The sequence below is a fragment of the Streptomyces enissocaesilis genome (assembly GCF_039533765.1).
GTDB lineage: Bacteria > Actinomycetota > Actinomycetes > Streptomycetales > Streptomycetaceae > Streptomyces > Streptomyces enissocaesilis.
Map to the genome: position 1 here is coordinate 167,019 of NZ_BAAAUD010000012.1, position 18,187 is coordinate 185,205.

Consider the following 18,187-nt stretch of genomic DNA (forward strand, 5'->3'; position numbering starts at 1 on the left):
GTCGCCGGGCGGTCGTCACACGGGCGGGCGTCACCACGCGACGGGCAGGCCGAGCGGGTGACGCCAGATCGATGTCGTGTTCCAGCGCACTTCCGACGGGTCCACCGCCAGCCGCAGCCCCGGGAAGCGGTCGAGGAGCGTGCCGAACACGACTTCGAGTTCCATCGCGGCCAGCGGCGCCCCGAGGCAGTGGTGCGCCCCCCAGCCGAACGTCATGTGGGGAACGGTGGGCCGGCCCACGTCCAGCTCGTCGGGCCGGTCGAACTTCCGCTCGTCGCGGTTGGCGGTGAGGTACGAGACGTGGACGACGTCCCCGGCCCGGATCAGCACCCCGCCGAGCTCCACGTCCTCGGTGGCGATCCGCGGGATGCCGACGCCCTTGCGGAACGGGATGAAGCGCAGCATCTCCTCGATGGCCCCCGGGAGGAGCCCGGGACGCTCACGGAGTGCGCCCCGTACCTCCGGGCGGGTGAGCAGGGTGTACGCGATGTTCCCGATCTCGTACGTCGTGGTGTCCTGGCCCGTGATGAGCAGGACCATCGACATGACCGCCAGCTCGTCGTCGTCGAGGAGCTCCGCGCCGTCGCGGGCGGTGGCCAGCGTACTGATCAGGTCCTCGCCGGGCGCGCGGCGGCGCTCGGCGCTGAGTCCGGCGAAGTACGCGCGCAGTTCGGCCTTGGAGCGGACGGCGGCGTCCCGGTTGGCGGCACTCACGTTCATCATGGTGAGCGCGTGGGCGCGCAGCCGCGGCCGGTCGTCCTCGGGGATGTCGAGGACCTCGCAGATCGTCACCAGCGGCAGCGGCGCCGCCACGTGTTCGACCAGGTCGGCGGTGGTGCCGAGGTCCGCCATCCGGTCGAGCATCCGGTCCACCACGCCCTGGGTGCGCTGCCGCATCCGCTCGACGTGGCGCGGTGCGAAGCTCTTGGCGACCAGGCTGCGCAGCCGGCTGCTCGCCGGCGGGTCCATCAGGTTGATCGACTCGGACTGCACGATCGGCTCCGGCGTCATCCGCGGGAAATCGCGTCCCCTGACGGCGCTGCGGCTGAACCGCCGGTCGGTGGTCACGGTGCGCACGTCCTCGTACCGCGTGACGAGCCAGGCCTCGCCCTCGCCGTACGGCATCCGGATGCGGGCCACGGGATCGGTCTCCAGCATCTGCCGGAGCTGGGGATCGAACTCGAGGGCCTCCGCGTAGTCGAAGGGGCAGCTCCATACGGTGCCGGTGGTCTCCACGTTGCTCCAGACTCTGTGCGGTCGGTGTCCGTCACACATCCCCACCGTGGGGGCTGTCATGTCCCCATGCGGGTTAATTAACCGATTAGAGGGATATTTGGCCCTCAACTCGGACACTTGGGCGGAGCCGGCTGGGACGACTGCGACCGCTGCGACGTCTGCGACACCTGTGACACCGGTGAAGCGGCTGCCCGGCCCAGCGGCTGGAAGTGACGGGAGAGCACCCAGGTTCCGATGCGGTTGCCGGTCCGGCACCCGACGACGTCCGCGGTACGGGTGTGGACCCCGACCCACACCCGGGCGTCGATCATGTCCTTGTTGAACTGGTCGGCGTGCTTGTAGTGCCGTGCGGTGCCGGTGGCCTCGGAACGGACGTGGAGGTCGAGGCGCGCGGTGCCCAGAATTCCGGTCACGGCCCGCAGCACGGCACTGGCGACCGTCGCGTGGCCGCTGATGTAGTCGGGGTGCGGCGGCGTGTTCGGAGCCAGCGGCTGCCACTTCGGGTCCGCCGCGGTGGCGGGGTTGCCGTCGGTGCCGGCCATGCGGATGGCGGTGACGGGCCGCCAGAAGCCGTAGTGGAGTTTGGCGTCCCACGAGGCGACGACGGCGTCGGTCGCCGACACGTTCGCCGCGGCGAACAGCCGCGCCGTGTCGGCGATGCCGAGGCGGTGCCGGTCGGCGTAGTCCCGGATCCCCGTCTGGAACTGCACCAGCAGGTTGCCGCCGAAGAAGAGGGCGGTCTCGGTCTGGCGCGCGGTCCGGCCCGAGCCGGTCTTCCCCCCCATGGCCTTGAGCTCGTTCAGGTCCCGGGCGTAACGGGGCGAGGACAGGGCGGGCGGGGGGCCGGGACGGAACTGGTCGGGGGAAGTGAGCGTCATCGGGCGGAGCCTGCCGAGCCAGGCGTCGAGGTAGGGCTGCTGGTCGGGCGGGGTGGGGCGCCAGACGCCGGGCGCGGGTGCGGCGTTGAACTCGACCGGCGCGTGCCGGCCGTCTCCTTCGCGGAGCTTGAGGATGTGGTCGGCGGCGCGTTCTCCGAAGGCCACGCCCTGCCGCTCCGCGCGCCCGTCGGGGATCTTCGCGAGGGAATCGGCGTACGCGGCGTCGAGGCGGGTCCGCGAGGCGGGGAAGCAGTCGAGCAGTACACGGTGGGCCGCCGCCACGGCCGCCGCTTCGGGCGACGCGGTGGAGGGCCCCTTCACCCGCCACTTGTAGGGGGCGTAGCGGCCCTGGATGCCGACCACGGCGTTGTAGACGGCGGCGGAGACGAAACTGTGCCAGACGGCCCCCTGCCCGGAGGGGTGCGAGGGGCCGAGGTGGGCGCCGACCATCTCGGTGGTGAGGGCGTTCCAGTCGCGGACCGCCGCGGGGTCCGCCGAAGGCGCCGGGCGGGCGTCGGCGGGGGGCGCCGCCGNACCGGACGGGACGCTGAGTAAAGATCAACCGTTATGTCCGGATTCCGCAAGCCGAGGGCGTGCCAGGGACGCGAGAGGGCGCACGCCGGAACGCCCGGAACCCGGCCTGCGCGGGCAGGCCGGGTTCCGGGGTGGAGCGGAGGTGGGAGCGGGGTCCGTCAGGCGAGCGGACGGATCGCCGTGGGAGCGTGACCCGGCTCGGTGGCCAGCTCTTCCCACTCGTTGACGCCGTCGATCTGGACGCCCATCGAGATGTTCGTGACGCGCTCCAGGATCGCCTCGACGACGACCGGGACGCGGTACTCGGCGGCGAGCTTCTTCGCCTCCTCGAAGGCCGGCAGCAGCTGGTCCGGCTCGGTGACGCGGATCGCCTTGCAGCCGAGGCCCTCGGCGACCTTGACGTGGTCCACGCCGTAGACGCCGAGCTCCGGGGAGTTGATGTTCTCGAACTCCAGGTTGACCTGGAAGTTGATGTCGAGGTTGCGCTGCGCCTGGCGGATCAGGCCCAGGTACGCGTTGTTCACCAGGACGTGGACGTACGGGATGTTGTGCTGCGCGCCGACGGCCAGCTCTTCGAGCATGAACTGGAAGTCGTAGTCGCCCGAGAGCGCGACGACCGGGGTCTGGGGATCGGCGGTGGCGACACCGAGCGCGGCCGGGATCGTCCAGCCGAGCGGGCCGGCCTGGCCGCAGTTGATCCAGTGGCGCGGGCGGTAGACGTGCAGCATCTGCGCGCCGGCGATCTGCGAGAGGCCGATGGTGGTGACGTACCGGGTCTCGGGGCCGAAGGCGCGGTTCATCTCCTCGTACACGCGCTGCGGCTTCATCGGCACGTTGTCGAAGTGCGTACGGCGCTGGAGGGTCGCCTTGCGCTCCTGCGCGGACGCGGCCCACGCGGAGCGGTCCGGGAGCTCGCCGGCGGCCTTGAGCTCCTTGGCCACCTCGACGAAGAGCTCCAGCGCGGCCTTGGCGTCGGAGGCGATCGCGTAGTCCGGGGCGAAGATCTTGCCGAGCTGGGTGGGCTCGATGTCGACGTGGACGAACGTACGGCCCTTGGTGTAGACGTCCAGGCCGCCGGTGTGGCGGTTGGCCCAGCGGTTGCCGATGCCCAGGACGAAGTCCGACTCCAGGAAGGTCGCGTTGCCGTAGCGGTGCGAGGTCTGGAGGCCGACCATGCCGGCGTTCAGCTCGTGGTCGTCGGCGAGGATGCCCCAGCCCATCAGGGTCGGGACGACCGGGACGCCGGTCACCTCGGCGAACTCGACCAGCAGCTCGGACGCGTCGGCGTTGATGATGCCGCCGCCCGCGACGATCAGCGGCCGCTCGGACGCGACGAGCATCCGGACGGCCTTCTCGACCTGCTTGCGGGTGGCCGCGGGCTTGTAGACCGGCAGCGGCTCGTAGGTCTCGGGGTCGAACTCGATCTCGGTGAGCTGGACGTCGATCGGCAGGTCGATGAGGACCGGGCCGGGGCGGCCGGAGCGCATCAGGTGGAACGCCTGCTGGAAGACGCCGGGGACCTGCGCGGCCTCCAGGACGGTGACCGCCCACTTGGTGACCGGCTTGGCGATCGACGCGATGTCGACGGCCTGGAAGTCCTCCTTGTGGATCACCGCGGTCGGCGCCTGGCCGGTGATGCACAGGATCGGGATGGAGTCACCGATCGCGGAGTACAGGCCGGTGATCATGTCGGTGCCGGCGGGGCCGGACGTACCGATGCAGACGCCGATGTTGCCCGCCTTGGTGCGGGTGTAGCCCTCGGCCATGTGGGACGCGCCCTCGACGTGGCGGGCGAGCGTGTGGTCGATGCCACCGCCCGCCTGGAGGGCCTTGTAGAACGGGTTGATCGCCGCGCCCGGCACACCGAACGCGTTCGTGACGCCTTCGCGCTTGAGGATCTCAACTGCGGCTCGGGCTGCGGTCATTCGAGGCATCGCGTACTCCTGCTCGGCCAGTCGGAGGGACCTCACCGCTGCGGGCCGGTGAGCCTCACTCCATGGTTTCCATAATGCGGAATTTCGATTCTGCTATACGGAAGCAATCTAAAGTGAGGTCCGGCGCGCGTCAAGAGCGGCAATGCCCGAAGCCCCTCCCCAAGGCATCGCTCTTGGTGGACGATGGACGGCGTACCGCAGTCACACGTACCGGAGTCACATGCCGGTCACGTGCCAGTCGCCGACGGTCCGGAGGGGAACGGTCATGGGAGAGAACGTGCCGGTGCGCTGCCCGGCGTGCCGCCGCCAGCACACCTTCACGCCGCCGGTCTTCCCCTGCGCGTGCGGGGAGCCGCTGGCGCCGCCGCTGTTACGGGGCGCGGCCCCGGAGCGGATCACGCACCGCACCTGGACCGACACCTGGGTGACCGTGCGCTGCGGCGCGTGCGGGCGCCAGGACCAGTGGCCGCAGCCCGAGCTGGGGTGTGCGTGCGGTGCGGTGCTCCGCATACCGGTACGCCCCGTGCCGCGCACCGCACCGCCGTCGCACACCGCGCCACCGCGCACGCCACCGCGCGCCGCACCACCGCGCACGCCACCGCCACCGGCCGCCGGGACCGGACCGGCCGCCGCCCCAGCCGCCGGCGGCCCCGCGTTCTCCGTTCCGCTGCCGCCGGGCGCGGCCCTGCCGCGTCCGAGGTTCCGCCCGATGACGATCAGGACCGCGCGGGACGCGGTGACCGCGGCGGCGCTCTACCTCAAGTGGCTCGGGTTCCGCGACATCATGCAGTCCCCCGAGCGCCCCGCCTCCGGCATAGACCTGCGCGCGCCCGGCCTGGTCGCCCAGGTCGACCCGACCACGTGCCCCGCCACTCTGCGCGACGTCGAGTGCCTGTGGCTCAACGGCCTCAGCGCGTCCGCGGTGAGCGTGTTCTTCTCCCTCGCCGGGTACGCCGACGACGCACGGGCCGGCGCGGACGCCCTCGGGGTCCCGCTCTTCGTCATGGACCTCACGGGGACGCCGCAACCGGTCAACCGCCCGGCGGACGAGCTGGTCAGTACCGGCGCCGGCGCGTAGGCGCGGGCCCGGCGTCGCCGGGCGACCGACGTGTGAGCACTACTCGGCGTACCGCTCGCGCAGTTCCACCTTCCTGACCTTCCCGCTGACCGTCATGGGGAACGATTCCATGATCCGCAGGTGGCGCGGGACCTTGTAGTGGGCAAGTAACCGTTGTTGAGGATGTTGTGGTGGGAGAGAGTGGCTCCCTTGGGGAAGCCGGTGGTGCCCGACGTGTACTGGATGTTCACCGGGTCGTCGCAGGACAACTCGGCCTCACGAGAAGCAAGTCGCTCCTCCGTGACCTCGCGCGCCGCGTCGAGGAGCGCGTCCCACGAACCGTCCCCGATGTAGTGGACCGCCCGCAGCCCGGGACAGTCCGGCCGCACCTGGCCGACCAGGGCGCGGTAGTCGCTCGCCTTGTGGGACTGCGAGGCGAACAGGACGGAGACCCCCGCCTGGTTGAGCACGTACGCCAGCTCGTGCGCCCGGTACGCCGGGTTGATGTTCACCATGATCGCGCCGATCCGGGCCGTGGCGTACTGCACCAGCACCCACTCCGCGCAGTTCACCGCCCAGATCCCGACCCGGTCGCCCTTCGCGACGCCCGTCCCGAGCAGCCCGCGCGCCAACCGGTCGACGGCCGCACCGAATTCGGCGTACGTCCAGCGGGTCCCCGCCGCCACGTCCACCAGCGCCTCCCGGTCCGGGTACGCCGCGATCGTGCGGTCGAGGTTCCGGCCGATCGTGTCGCCGAGGAGCGGCGTGGAACCGGTCCCGTGCGTGTACGCGTCCGTGTACGCGTCCGTGTCCGTGTTCATCGCAGGTCCCCCTCGTCGTACTCCGCCGCCGAACCCTTCGCCGTACGCTCACGCAGCTCGATCCGGCGGATCTTGCCCGACACCGTCTTCGGCAGCTCGGCGAACTCGATGCGCCGGATCCGCTGGTACGGCGCGAGGACCGACCGGGAGTGCTCGAACAGCAGCTTCGCCGTGCCGGGGCCCGGCTCCCACCCCTGCGCGAGCACGACGTACGCCTTCGGCACGGCGAGGCGCAGCGGATCGGGGGCGGGTACGACCGCCGCCTCCGCCACCGCCTCGTGCTCCAGCAGCGCGCTCTCCAGCTCGAAGGGGGAGATCTTGTAGTCGGACGCCTTGAAGACGTCGTCGGCGCGCCCGATGTAGGTGATGTACCCGTCGGCGTCCCGTGAACCGATGTCGCCGGTGCGGTAGTAGCCGCCCGCCATCGCCTCCGCCGTACGCTCCGGATCACCGTGGTAGCCGGTCATCAGGCCGACGGGCCGCGCGGACAGGTCGAGGCAGATCTCGCCCTCGCTCACCCCCGGCTCCCCGGTGACCGGGTCGAGCAGTTCGATGACGAAGCCGGGGCTGGGTCGCCCCATGGAGCCGGCCAGGAGCCGCTGCCCCGGGGTGTTGGCGACCTGGACGGCCGTCTCCGTCTGACCGAAGCCGTCCCTGATCGTCACCCCCCACTCGCGCCGTACGGTCTCGATGACCTCGGGGTTGAGCGGCTCGCCGGCCGCCAGCGCCTCGCGCGGCGGTGTGCGCAACTGCCCGAGGTCCGCCTGGATCAGCATGCGCCACACGGTGGGCGGGGCGCAGAAGCTCGTGACGCCGGCGCGGTCCATCTCGGCCATGAGCCGGGCCGGGTCGAAGCGCGTGTAGTCGTGGACGAAGACGGTCGCCTCGGCGTTCCACGGGGCGAAGAGGTTCGACCAGGCGTGCTTGGCCCAGCCGGGCGAGGAGATGTTCAGATGGACGTCGCCGGGCTTCAGCCCGGTCCAGTACATCGTCGCCAAGTGGCCGACGGGGTAGGACACATGGGTGTGCTCGACGAGCTTGGGCCTGGCCGTCGTACCGGAGGTGAAGTAGAGCATCAGCGGATCGTCGGCGTGCGTCGCCCCGTCGGGCTCGAAGGCCGCTGGGAAGCCGTCGGCACCGGCGTACGGAAGCCAGCCGTCGCGGGCACCGCCTCCGACGACCACGCGTGTGTAGTTCCCCGGCACGTCGTCGAACTTCGCCGCGTCCTCGTCCCGCACGATCACGTGCCGCACCCCGCCGCGCTCGACCCGGTCCCGCAGGTCGGCGGGCCCGAGCAGCGGCGTCGCCGGAATGACCACGGCGCGCAGCTTCATCGCGGCGAGCGCGGTCTCCCACAGCTCCACCTGGTTGCCGAGCATGACCAGGACGCGGTCGCCCGGCCCGACGCCTTGCGCGCGCAGCCAGTTCGCGACCTGAGCGGAGCGCGCCGACATCGCCCCGAAGGAGACCTCCGTGCGCCCGCCGTCCTCCTCCACGATGTGCAGGGCGGTCCTGTCATTGCCCTCGGCGATCCGGTCGAACCAGTCGAGCGCCCAGTTGAACCGCTCGGGCCGCGGCCAGACGAACCCTTCGTACGCCGTCTCGTAGTCCTCCCGGTGCCGGAGCAGGAAGTCCCTGGCCGCCCGGAAACTCTCCGTCGCGCCTCGTGCCGTCATGTGTCCTCCTGATCGCCGGGCATTGCCGGACCGCCCACTGTCATCGTGTAATCGGTGACGCGATTGTCACTACCCCCGTACGGGGGTGGAGGGATGCACTCATGGGGGATGTCGCCGAGGTGGCGCAGATGCGGGCGGCCCTGTCGCGGGTGCGCCGGGCCACCGGGCTGCCGGTCGCCCTCGGCGGGCCGCGGCCGGACGGCGGCCGCACGCTGCGCATCGCCGAGCTGAGCGGTGCGGCGACGGGCGCGCTGCACGGTCTCGTCGTCGCGGCGGGCAGCGGGCTCGGCGGGAAGTCCATGGCGCTCTCGCGCCCGTGCGCGGTCACGGACTACCGGTCGTCGCGCCACATCACCCACGAGTACGACAGGGCGGTGGCCACCGAGGGCCTGCGTTCGGTGCTCGCGGTGCCGGTGGTCGTACGCCGGAAGGTGCGCGGCGTGCTGTACGCCGCGCCGCGCGAGGCGCTGCCGCTCGGTGACCGCGTGCTGAGCACGGCGATGGCGGCGGCGCGCGACGTGCAGCAGTCCCTCGTCGTACGGGACGAGGTGCGGCGGCTGCTGGTGGCGGCGCGCGGGCCGGCGGCGGGCCCCGGTGCGTGCAAACTGGTCAGGGGCGTGCACAGCGAACTGCGCGCCCTGGCTCCGCGCGTCACCGATCCGGCGCCGCGCGAGGAGCTCGTCTCCGTCTGCGGCCGGCCGGCGGCCGCGGCCGGCGAAGGCCCGGTGCGCGGGCGCGCCCACCGGGGGCGCTGACGCCGCGCGAGGTGGACGTGCTGCCCTGTGTCGCGGCGGTCTCGACGAACGCCGGGGCGGGGGAGCGGCTCGGCCTGCGCCCCGAGACGGTCAAGGGCTACCTGCGCTCCGCGATGCGGAAGCTGGGCGCGCACACCCGCCTGGAGGCGGTGGTGGCCCGCCGCGCGGGCCTGCTCCCGTGACCGTCACGCCCCTACCCTCCCCTCCCCTCCCCCGGCCCCGCCCTGGGCCGGGAGGGCGACGAACCGTACGTCGCGCACGGTGGCCGGCGTCATGGTGGCGAGGACGTACTCCCCCTCCCGCTCCAGCGCCGCCCGCTGCGCGCGGGTGAGCGTGGTGAAGGGCTCGACCGTCAGAACGGCGGCGCTGCCCCGGGGCTCCTCCTCCAGCCGCCAGAGCCCGGCGACGAACCCGTCCACGAGGAACGTGGGCAGGCCCCGGTTGCCCGTCCAGACGCGGCTCTTGTACTCCACCGGCACGACGCGGGTGCGGTCGGCGTGGGCGAGCAGCAGGTTGTCGTACTCGGGGAGGAAACGGGGCGGCGCCGGGGTGTCCTCCTCGGGGCGGGGCGCGTCGGGGAGGTCGAAGAGCTCGGTGCCGTGCTCGTCCCGGAAGGCGAGCAGCCGCGGCCGGAGCCGTTCGAAGGCGGCCCGCAGCCGGGTCAGCCCGCACCAGGTCTGCATGTCCTTGACGGAGGCGGGGCCGAAGGCCGCGAGGTAGCGCAGTACGGTCGCGTCGGGCGCGGGGGCCGGCTCGGACGCCCGGCCGAACCACTGCTCGGCCGTGGTCAGCGCGGCCCGGCCGCTCCGCCCCCACAGGCCGCGCGGCGTGACCTGCACGAGGGGCAGCATGCAGCGGGCGGCGACACCGACGGCGAGCGGTTCGGCGTCGGGCCATTCCCTCAGCAGTGCCTCCCGGATCTCCTTCAGGGTCCTGGGCCGCTCCTCGACGAGTTCGCGGGTCACCGCCGCCAGCCGTGCCAGGTCCACGCCGGCGAGTCCCTCGCGGAACATGCCGAGTTCACGCTCGCGCGCGGCCTGGACGAGCGGGCGCAGGGTGAGGCAGTCGTCCGCGGTGTGCGTGTGGAGGGTGGAGCGCAGGGTGACGAGGCGGGCGACCTCACGGGAGGCCATGAGCCCCGACAGCTCCTCGGGCTCGAAGCCGTCGAGGCGGGCGGCGAGCTGGAAGTACGGCGGCCTGGTGTTCTGCGCCTGGAGGCCGACGAGGTGCCCGACGGCGTCCTTGGCGGACATGGCGGTACGCCGCAGCAGGAGCTGGCGCGCCAGGGTGGCGCGATTGAGGGCGCGGATGCTGAGCACTCGGTGCGCCGGCGCCGGGCCCGTCTGCTTCCGGTGCTGCGTCTGCGTCTGCGTCTGCGTCTGGGAGGCCATGCTCCGCAGGCTACTGACCCTTGCGGACAACTCCGGTCCGCAGGAACAGGGCGATGCCGCTGACATTTGGGGCGTATATCCTGCCCGGGCCCATGCCCATGCCCCTTTGTTCACGCCCATGCCCGTGCCCGGCTCTCTGCGGAAGGTGAGATCTGCGATGGCGGAACGACGCGCCCGTCCCGTGCTGTCCCCGAAGAAGCACGCCTGGCGCAGACAGCCCCCGCCGCCGGCCGCGCCGCCCGTCGGGAGCCCCGCCGCCTCCCCCGACGGCGTACAGCACGACGGCGTACAGCCCGACGGCGCCGGCATCGTGCACGCCGCGCTCTACCGTGACGGCCGCCGGGTCTCCACGCCCGACTCGCTCGCCGAGACCTTCCGCCAGCTGCGCGAGTACCCCGACGGCATGGCCTGGATCGGACTGAACCGCCCGTCCGAGGACGAAATCCACTCCCTCGCCGCCGAGTTCGACCTGCACCCGCTCGCCGTCGAGGACGCCCTGGAGGCCCATCAGCGCCCGAAGCTGGAGCGTTACGGCGAGACGCTCTTCGTCGTGCTGCGCGCGGCCCGCTACCTCGACGCCGCGGAGGAGGTCGACTTCGGCGAGCTGCACGTCTTCGTGGGCCAGGACTTCCTCATCACGGTCCGCCACGGCGCCGCGCCCGACCTCTCCGCCGTACGCGGGCGCATGGAGGAGGCCCCCGAGCTGCTGGCGCTGGGGCCGGAAGCGGTGCTGTACGCGATCCTCGACTCCGTCGTCGACGGTTACGCCCCGGTCGTCGAGGGGGTGCAGAACGACGTCGACGAGATCGAGACCGAGGTCTTCCGCGGCGACCCCGAGGTCTCCCGCCGCATCTACGAACTCTCCCGCGAAATGGTCGAGTTCCAGCGCGCCACCCGCCCCCTGGTCGGCATGTTGCACAACCTGATGGCGGGCTTCGCGAAGTACCGTACGGACGAGGAGCTCCAGCGCTACCTGCGTGACGTGGCCGACCACGTCACGCACATCAGCGAACGCGTCGACGGCTTCCGCCAGGCCCTGGCCGACATCCTCACGGTCAACGCCACGCTGGTCACGCAGCAGCAGAACGCGGAGATGCGGGCGCTCGCCGAAGCGGGCTTCGAGCAGAACGAGGAGATCAAGAAGATCTCGTCGTGGGCGGCGATCCTGTTCGCGCCGACGCTCGTCGGGACGGTCTACGGCATGAACTTCGATCACATGCCGGAGTTGCACTGGGTCTACGGCTACCCCTTCGCCATCGCGCTGATGGCGGCCGTATGTGCCAGTTTGTACATCGTCTTCAAGCGGCGTGACTGGCTCTGAGCAATCGCCGTGAGAGCCGCCGCCCCGGGGGGACCGGCTCCGATCGCGGGCATTGCCCTCCGAAGAGCCTCGCCGCTCCGGTGACACTGGCACCTGGGAGCGCGAACCGCCGCGGCGAGCAGGGTACTTGCCGGGCGGAACACCAGAGCGGAGGGGCGCGGCGGGTCGCCGGGCCCCTCCGTTTCGTGGGTTGCCGAGACCTGCCGTCCACGCGGTCGCGGCAGCGTCGGCAGGCCGGCCGCGCAAGGCGTCGACGGCCCCGGGGTTTCACGGTGCCCTCGTCCGTGAGCGCGATCCCCATCGCCGCCCGAGAGGCACGGCAGGCAATGGGAACCCGTCCCCTCCCTCACCAGGGCACCACGCCCTCCTCCGTGACAAAGGCGCGGTCGGGCAGCTCCTCGGGGGCCAGCGTGGCGAAGCGGACGATCGTCCGGGCGCCTTCCTGAACCGTCTTCGAGCCCGCGAAGTTGTTCATGTCGGTCGCCACGTATCCGGGAGAGACCGCGCAGACCGTGACGCCCCATTCCCTCAGCTGGTCGGCGAGGAGTACCGAGGTCATGTTCAGGGCCGCCTTGGACGCGCGGTACGGAATGAGGTCGGCCGGTCCTGCCGGGCCTCTTCCGGTGGTCCGCGCGAAGGTGGCAAGCGCGCTGGTTACGTTCACCACCCGGCCGCCCGCGGTGCGCAGCGCCGGCAGCAGCGCATGCGTGAGCGCGAACGCGCCGACGAAGTTCGTCTCGAGCGTGCTCCTCAGCGTCTCGACGGACATCTCGTCCAGGGACCGGCGTTCGCCCCGGACCACTCCGCTGACTCCCGCGTTGTTGACGCCCACGAGACAGGCCAGCGTCCGGGCGTCCCACCAGCCCCAGGTGCCGCCCTCGGTGACTCCCAGGGGCGTGGCGCCGACCGCCAGAGCGACGAGAAGCGTGCCCAGTGGGTCCGGAATCTGCTTCTTGTCCGGGTCCGCGGGGCGGGGCAGCAGCCGTACCGCCGCGAAGATCAGCAGGATGCCGAACGGGAGGTTGACGTAGAACACCGAGCGCCAGCCGAACAGGTCGACCAGCACCCCGCCGACGCTGGGGCCGACCGCCGCGGCGAACGCCGAGGCCGCGCTCCACAGAGTCCGTGCTCCAGCGGCACACGTTGGACGACCCGGCGATCGAGGGGCGCTGGGAGACCGTCGTGGGCGACTTCTTCCAGGCCGTACCGCCCGGCGCGGACTTCTACGTCCTCAAACGCATCATCCACGACAAGAGCGACGCCGACAGCCTGCGCATTCTGCGGACCGTACGCGACGCCATGTCCGAGCGGTCGCGCCTCCTGATCGTCGACGCGGTACGCCCGGACGCGGACATCCCGCCGTCCGCCGTCATCTCCGACGTACTGATGCTGACCGTGTTCGACGGACTGGAGCGCAGCGAAGAGGAGCTCGAGGAGCTGCTCTCCGCAGCGGATCTCAAGTCGCTGCGGGTCGTCCCCACACCGGGGGCGCTGTCCGTCGTGGAGGTGGCTCCGGTCTGACCACGGAAGTGGCTGATTCTCCTGCCCGGGGGGGCGCCCCACTGTTACCTTCCAGTATTCCGCTCGTCCCAGCCCACCTTGGAGGCAGGCATGCCCCAGCCCGAGACGACCGTGGAACGCGGCATCGTCGAACCCGGCTACACCCACTTCGACGAGCTCGACTCGATGGGCTTCGTGCACAACTCCCGCTACATGGTGCTGGTGGAACGGGCGTTGACCACTTTCTGGGCACGCCAGGGTTTCGCGTTCACCGACGGGAAGTACACGCAGCCCGATGTGTTCCTGGCCGTGGCGGAGTTCTCGATCAGTTACCGGGCGCCCATTCGCGGCACGGGTGAGATCGGTATCCACCTCTGGATGGACAAGCTCTCCGACTCCAGCGCGGTGTACGGATTCCGGGTGCTGTCCGCGGACGGTGGCGTGGTGCATGCCGAAGGGCGGCGGGTGCACATCCGGCTCGACCCCAAGACGCTGCGCCCCACGGCGTGGAGCGACGCGTTCAACGATGTTGCGAAGACCTTGCTCTGACCAGCGGTGAAGATGCCGTCCTACGGCCCCGGGCCTGTCGGCCCGGGGCCGTAGGCATGTCCGCGATCCACCATCCGAAAGGCCACGATGCCCCCTGAAGCCCGGTCGGTACCGGCCACCGACGCCCCGCCGCCGGACAGGCCCGGCGATCCGGTCGCGCGGGTAGGACCGAGGTTCGTGACCGGTATCGCGCTGGTCAGCCTGGGCATGTGGACCGCCTTGTACACACCGGTCCAGGTACTGCTCGCCCAGCAGCTGGAGACGATCGATCCGGACAGCAAGGAATCGGCGCTCGGCCTGGTCACCGGCATCGGCGCGCTGATCGCGCTGGTCGCCACCCCCCTGGCGGGCGCCCTGTCGGACCGCACCACGTCACGTTTCGGCCGCCGCAGACCCTGGCTGGCCGGCGGCGCGCTGGGCACTGCCCTGGGCCTGCCGATACTCGCCCCGCAGACCACGGTGACCGGCGTCGTGCTCGGCTGGTGCGTGGCGCAGCCGTCGCTCAGCGCGATGCTCGCCGGCCTGGTCGCCGAGGTGCCCGACCACGTCCCGGTCGCGCAACGCGCCGTCGTGAGCGCGTGGGTGGGGGCCACTCAGCCCCTGGCCGTCGTGTTCGGTACGGTCCTGGTGACCGTCGCCGTGAGCGGACCGCGCAGTGGCTACCCGCTGATCGCCGCCCTCCTCGTCCTGTGCGCCCTGCCGTTCCTGTGGTCGGTCGAGGACGCCCGGCTGCCGGCCTCCGCGGTGCCCGCCGTGAGCTGGTCGCGGTTCCTCGCCGGGTTCTGGATCAGCCCCCGCCGCCATCGCGACTTCGCGCTCGCCTGGCTGACGCGGCTGCTCGTACAACTCGGCAACGCCACAGGGACCTTGTACCTGCTCTACTTCCTGCGCGACGAGGTGCGGTACGAACAGCGCTTCCCCGGGCGCGAGGCCGAGCAGGGGCTGCTGACTCCCGTCGTCCTCTACACCGCCGGCATCGTGCTCACCGCCTTCATCGGCGGTATGGTCTCCGACCGCCTCGGCCGCCGGAAGTCACTGGTCACGGCGGCCGGTGCGGTGATCGCCTCCGGCTCCGCCCTGCTGGCGGTCCGGCCGACATGGCCGGCCGCGCTGGTGGCCGCCGGCCTGATGGGCCTCGGTTACGGCGTCTACATCTCGGTGGACCAGGCACTGATCACCCGGGTGCTGCCCACCGCGGACAACCGGGGGCGGGATCTCGGTGTCATCAACATCGCGAACTCCCTCCCGCACGTGCTGGCGCCGGCCATCGCCGCCGTGCTGGTCACTCACCTCGGCGGCTACCCGGCGCTCTTCGCTTTCACCTCCGCTCTCACCCTGCTCGGCGCTGTCCTGGTCCAGCGCATCCGAAGCGTGCCCTGACGGCAGGAGGCCCCCGGGGTGCGGGGCGCGTTCGGACCGTCCCGGCCGGCGCCGACCGGAACGTGGGCCGCGGGCAGGTGCGCTCACCACTGGAGACCACGGCACCGGCAGACGGTACGGAACCGGGCCGAGGGCCGGCGCCGCCCCGGCGGAGTCATTGACGCCCCTTTTCTGTTAGCGCTAACATCCAGGCGTCGAACAGGGTACCGACCACCACCGGCCCAGTCCCCGGCGCGCGCCGCCGCCGTCGACCGCGTGCGCCGGACCCGCCGCCGAGGGCGGGCGCCGTGCGGGCCCCGCCCCCCAGACCGCACATGGACACGAATGGACCGGCGATGGACGAAGCAGTGACCAACTGGGCAGGCAACATAACGTTCGGCGCGCAACGGCTCCGTGTCCCGACGTCCGTCGGGGAGTTGCAGGAGCTGGTCGCCGGGAGCCGTTCCGTACGCGCGCTGGGAACCGGTCACTCGTTCAACGCGATCGCGGACACCCGCGGTGATCTGGTGTCCACGTCCGCCCTGCCCAAGGTGATCGACATCGACCGGCAGGCCGGGACCGTCACGGTCAGTTCCGGCCTGCGCTTCGGCGAGTTCACGGGAGCCCTGCACGAGGCGGGGTTCGCCCTGCACAATCTCGGATCGCTCCCGCACATCTCGGTCGCCGGCGCCTGCGCCACGGGCACGCACGGCTCGGGGGTCCGCAACGGCAGCCTCGCCTCCGCCGTGCGCGCGCTCCACTACGTCTCCGCCACCGGCGACATGGTGGCACTGGCCCGCGGCGACGAGCGTTTCGCCGGTTCGGTGGTCGCCCTGGGCTCCCTGGGGATCGTCACCCGGCTGACGCTCGACCTGGTGCCGGCCTTCGACATCCAGCAGTGGGTCTACGAAGGACTGCCCCACGAGGCGCTGCGCCAGGGGTTCGACGAGGTGATGTCGGCGGCGTACAGCGTCAGTCTGTTCACCCGGTGGCGGACCGACCGGATCGATCAGGTGTGGCTCAAACGGCGGGTGGGCGCCGAGGGGCCGCGGCCGGCGCCGGAGCGGTGGCTCGGGGCCGCGCTCTCCGACGGTGCCCGGCATCCCGTACCCGGAATGCCGCCGGAGTCGTGCACCCCGCAGTCGGGGGTTCCCGGCCCCTGGCAGGCCAGGCTTCCGCACTTCCGGCTCGAACACACTCCCAGCAGCGGCGACGAGTTGCAGTCGGAGTACTTCGTGGCGCGCGAGGACGCCGCCGCCGCCTTCGACGCACTGCACGAGGTCCGGGAGCGGATCGCGCCGTGCCTGCGGATCGGGGAGATCCGCAGCGTCGCGGCCGACGACCTCTGGCTGAGCCCGGCCTGCCACCGCGACTCGGTGGCTTTCCACTTCACCTGGCTCCCCGACCCGGCCGCGGTGACGGCGGCCCTGGGTGTCGTCGAGGACGCGCTGTCCCCCTTCCGCGCCCGGCCGCACTGGGGGAAGCTCTTCACCACCGGCCCGGAGTCCGTGCGCGGGCTCTACGAGCATTACGGACGCTTCGAGCAGCTGATGGCCGCGTGCGATCCGGCGGGGAAGTTCCGCAACGACCTCATCCGGCGTTACTTCGCGTAGGAACACCGGCGGCCGACGGGCCCTGCGGTGGCTCAGCGTTCCGCCCGCCCCGAATGTTATCGCTAACACTGACATCTCCCTCCCTGGTGATCCCTCGTGGCGCTGCGATATGGAACGGTGACCTCAGGGGCCTTGACGCCACTTCTGTTAGCGTTAACACTCTTGTCACGCCAGGTCGGGGAGACGACCGGAGCCAACGCGGGCGAGCCCGTCGGGGCAGCCGCCGGACCGGATGCAGCCGGCGGAGCGGACGCAGCCGGCGGACCGCGCCCGTACGTACGGACCCGTCCGCTTACCCGGCGCAGCTCCCGGCCCGTTCCCGCTCGACAGACCCGAGGCCCCCGCCGAGGTCACGCCGATCACGGCATATCACTGGAGGAAAAGTGCGGAAGGTTTCGACAGGTCTCGCCGCGGCGGCTCTCACTCTTGCGCTGGCCGCCTGCGGCCAGAGCGCCAACGGCGTCGGCCCCTACGCGGACAAGGGCGACGACAAGGGCGGCCTCGTGGGCATCGCCATGCCCACCAAGTCGTCGGAGCGCTGGATCAACGACGGCACCAACATCGCCAAGCAGTTCCGGGCCAAGGGCTACACGACGGACCTGCAGTACGGCGACAACGTCGTGGAGAACCAGGTCTCGCAGATCGAGAACATGATCACCAAGGGTGCCGAGCTGCTGGTGATCGGCGCGATCGACGGCTCCTCGCTCACCGACGTGCTCCAGAGGGCCGCCGAAGCGGACATCGAGGTGATCTCCTACGACCGCCTGATCCACGGCACGGAGAACGTCGACTACTACGCGACCTTCGACAACTTCAAGGTCGGGGTCCTGCACGGCACGTACATCGTCGACTGGCTCGGCCTGAAGGACGGCAAGGGGCCGTTCAACCTGGAAGTGTTCGCAGGCTCTCCGGACGACAACAACGCCACCTTCTTCTTCAAGGGCGCGATGAGCGTCCTCAAGCCGTACATCGACGACAAGAAGCTGGTCGTCCGGAGCGGGCAGACCAAGTTCAACCAGGTGGCGACCCTGCGCTGGGACGGCGGTGTCGCGCAGTCCCGGATGGACAACCTGCTCAGCAAGGCGTACACGTCGGCCCGGGTCGACGCGGTGCTCTCCCCCTACGACGGCATTTCGATCGGCATCCTGTCGTCCCTCAAGGGCGTCGGCTACGGCGGTGCGGGAAAGCCGCTGCCGATCGTGACCGGCCAGGATGCGGAGCTGGCCTCGGTGAAGTCCATCATCGCCGGCGAGCAGACCCAGACCGTGTACAAGGACACCCGCCAACTGGCCGAGGTGACCGTGCAGATGGGCGACGCCCTGCTCACGGGCGGCAAGCCCGAGGTGAACGACACCAAGCAGTACCACAACGGCGTCAAGGTCGTCCCGGCCTACCTGCTGCAGCCGGTCAGCGTGGACAAGGGCAACTACCGCAAGGTGCTGGTCGACTCCGGCCAGTACACCGCCGACCAGCTCAAGTAGCCACGACCGGCCCCTTCAGGGCCGCAGAGCCGGCGGTACGGACGGAGGCGTCAGGCCACGACCGGCCGCCGCCCCCGCCCGT

13 protein-coding genes and 2 pseudogenes are annotated in these 18,187 nt (G+C 71.3%); 8 read left to right on the forward strand and 7 right to left on the reverse strand.

Annotated elements, in window-relative coordinates; all coding sequences use genetic code 11:
- Positions 1-30: 30 nt before the first annotated feature.
- The 3 genes from ABD374_RS05145 to gcl all read right to left on the reverse strand — a co-directional run bounded on the left by ABD374_RS05145 (position 31) and on the right by gcl (position 4,582).
- Complete coding sequence (locus tag ABD374_RS05145) at positions 31-1,236, reverse strand: cytochrome P450 (RefSeq protein WP_425577136.1); 1,206 nt, start codon at positions 1,234-1,236, stop codon at positions 31-33.
- 104 nt (positions 1,237-1,340) lie between these two features.
- On the reverse strand, positions 1,341-2,564 hold the full coding sequence (locus ABD374_RS05150) for a vanadium-dependent haloperoxidase (protein WP_344491327.1): 1,224 nt from the start codon (positions 2,562-2,564) through the stop codon (positions 1,341-1,343).
- 242 nt (positions 2,565-2,806) lie between these two features.
- A complete protein-coding gene (gene gcl, locus ABD374_RS05155) occupies positions 2,807-4,582 on the reverse strand; it encodes a glyoxylate carboligase (RefSeq protein ID WP_344491330.1) in 1,776 nt (591 codons plus the stop codon).
- Between the two features lie 265 nt (positions 4,583-4,847).
- Between gcl and ABD374_RS05160 the strand changes: the two genes are divergently transcribed.
- Positions 4,848-5,660, forward strand: coding sequence for a hypothetical protein (locus tag ABD374_RS05160; protein ID WP_344491333.1), 813 nt, complete (start codon positions 4,848-4,850; stop codon positions 5,658-5,660).
- Between the two features lie 146 nt (positions 5,661-5,806).
- Here the strand turns inward: ABD374_RS05160 and ABD374_RS05165 are convergent.
- Positions 5,807-6,460 (reverse strand): annotated as a pseudogene (locus tag ABD374_RS05165) (AMP-binding protein); the annotation flags it as partial.
- A complete protein-coding gene (locus ABD374_RS05170; RefSeq protein WP_344491336.1) occupies positions 6,457-8,136 on the reverse strand; it encodes an AMP-binding protein in 1,680 nt (559 codons plus the stop codon). The pseudogene ABD374_RS05165 and the gene ABD374_RS05170, both read right to left, overlap by 4 nt.
- A 101-nt stretch (positions 8,137-8,237) precedes the next feature.
- On the opposite strand from ABD374_RS05170, the pseudogene ABD374_RS05175 reads away from it, so the two are divergent.
- Positions 8,238-9,073: pseudogene (locus ABD374_RS05175) on the forward strand (helix-turn-helix transcriptional regulator).
- A gap of 3 nt (positions 9,074-9,076) precedes the next feature.
- Here the strand turns inward: ABD374_RS05175 and ABD374_RS05180 are convergent.
- Positions 9,077-10,282, reverse strand: coding sequence for a winged helix DNA-binding domain-containing protein (locus ABD374_RS05180; protein ID WP_344491339.1), 1,206 nt, complete (start codon positions 10,280-10,282; stop codon positions 9,077-9,079).
- A gap of 157 nt (positions 10,283-10,439) precedes the next feature.
- On the opposite strand from ABD374_RS05180, the gene ABD374_RS05185 reads away from it, so the two are divergent.
- The gene (locus ABD374_RS05185; RefSeq protein WP_344491342.1) at positions 10,440-11,603 is read left to right on the forward strand and encodes a magnesium and cobalt transport protein CorA; all 1,164 of its coding nucleotides are present in this window, start codon (positions 10,440-10,442) and stop codon (positions 11,601-11,603) included.
- A 346-nt stretch (positions 11,604-11,949) separates the two neighbouring features.
- Here the strand turns inward: ABD374_RS05185 and ABD374_RS05190 are convergent, their stop codons facing one another.
- On the reverse strand, positions 11,950-12,723 hold the full coding sequence (locus ABD374_RS05190; protein WP_344491430.1) for an SDR family NAD(P)-dependent oxidoreductase: 774 nt from the start codon (positions 12,721-12,723) through the stop codon (positions 11,950-11,952).
- Positions 12,724-12,728: 5 nt separating this feature from the next.
- On the opposite strand from ABD374_RS05190, the gene ABD374_RS05195 reads away from it, so the two are divergent.
- The 5 genes from ABD374_RS05195 to chvE all read left to right on the forward strand — a co-directional run bounded on the left by ABD374_RS05195 (position 12,729) and on the right by chvE (position 18,105).
- Positions 12,729-13,124, forward strand: coding sequence for a methyltransferase (locus ABD374_RS05195; protein WP_344491345.1), 396 nt, complete (start codon positions 12,729-12,731; stop codon positions 13,122-13,124).
- A gap of 90 nt (positions 13,125-13,214) precedes the next feature.
- A complete protein-coding gene (locus ABD374_RS05200) occupies positions 13,215-13,652 on the forward strand; it encodes an acyl-CoA thioesterase (RefSeq protein WP_344491348.1) in 438 nt (145 codons plus the stop codon).
- 177 nt (positions 13,653-13,829) lie between these two features.
- Positions 13,830-15,032: an MFS transporter gene (locus tag ABD374_RS05205; protein ID WP_344491351.1), complete on the forward strand. Its 1,203-nt coding sequence runs from the start codon at positions 13,830-13,832 to the stop codon at positions 15,030-15,032.
- A 335-nt stretch (positions 15,033-15,367) separates the two neighbouring features.
- The gene (locus tag ABD374_RS05210) at positions 15,368-16,624 is read left to right on the forward strand and encodes an FAD-binding protein (protein WP_344491354.1); all 1,257 of its coding nucleotides are present in this window, start codon (positions 15,368-15,370) and stop codon (positions 16,622-16,624) included.
- 383 nt (positions 16,625-17,007) lie between these two features.
- A complete protein-coding gene (chvE, locus tag ABD374_RS05215; RefSeq protein ID WP_344491356.1) occupies positions 17,008-18,105 on the forward strand; it encodes a multiple monosaccharide ABC transporter substrate-binding protein in 1,098 nt (365 codons plus the stop codon).
- Positions 18,106-18,187: the final 82 nt, after the last annotated feature.

Excerpts from the sequence above, each read along its gene's own strand:
- ABD374_RS05210 (WP_344491354.1), top strand. The coding sequence starts at position 15,368 with ATGGACGAAGCAGTGACCAACTGGGCAGGCAACATAACGTTCGGCGCG.
- ABD374_RS05185 (WP_344491342.1), top strand. The coding sequence starts at position 10,440 with ATGGCGGAACGACGCGCCCGTCCCGTGCTGTCCCCGAAGAAGCACGCC.
- ABD374_RS05180 (WP_344491339.1), bottom strand. The coding sequence starts at position 10,282 with ATGGCCTCCCAGACGCAGACGCAGACGCAGACGCAGCACCGGAAGCAG.
- ABD374_RS05200 (WP_344491348.1), top strand. The coding sequence starts at position 13,215 with ATGCCCCAGCCCGAGACGACCGTGGAACGCGGCATCGTCGAACCCGGC.
- ABD374_RS05160 (WP_344491333.1), top strand. The coding sequence starts at position 4,848 with ATGGGAGAGAACGTGCCGGTGCGCTGCCCGGCGTGCCGCCGCCAGCAC.
- gcl (WP_344491330.1), bottom strand. The coding sequence starts at position 4,582 with ATGCCTCGAATGACCGCAGCCCGAGCCGCAGTTGAGATCCTCAAGCGC.
- ABD374_RS05150 (WP_344491327.1), bottom strand. The coding sequence starts at position 2,564 with ATGGTCGGCGCCCACCTCGGCCCCTCGCACCCCTCCGGGCAGGGGGCC.
- ABD374_RS05170 (WP_344491336.1), bottom strand. The coding sequence starts at position 8,136 with ATGACGGCACGAGGCGCGACGGAGAGTTTCCGGGCGGCCAGGGACTTC.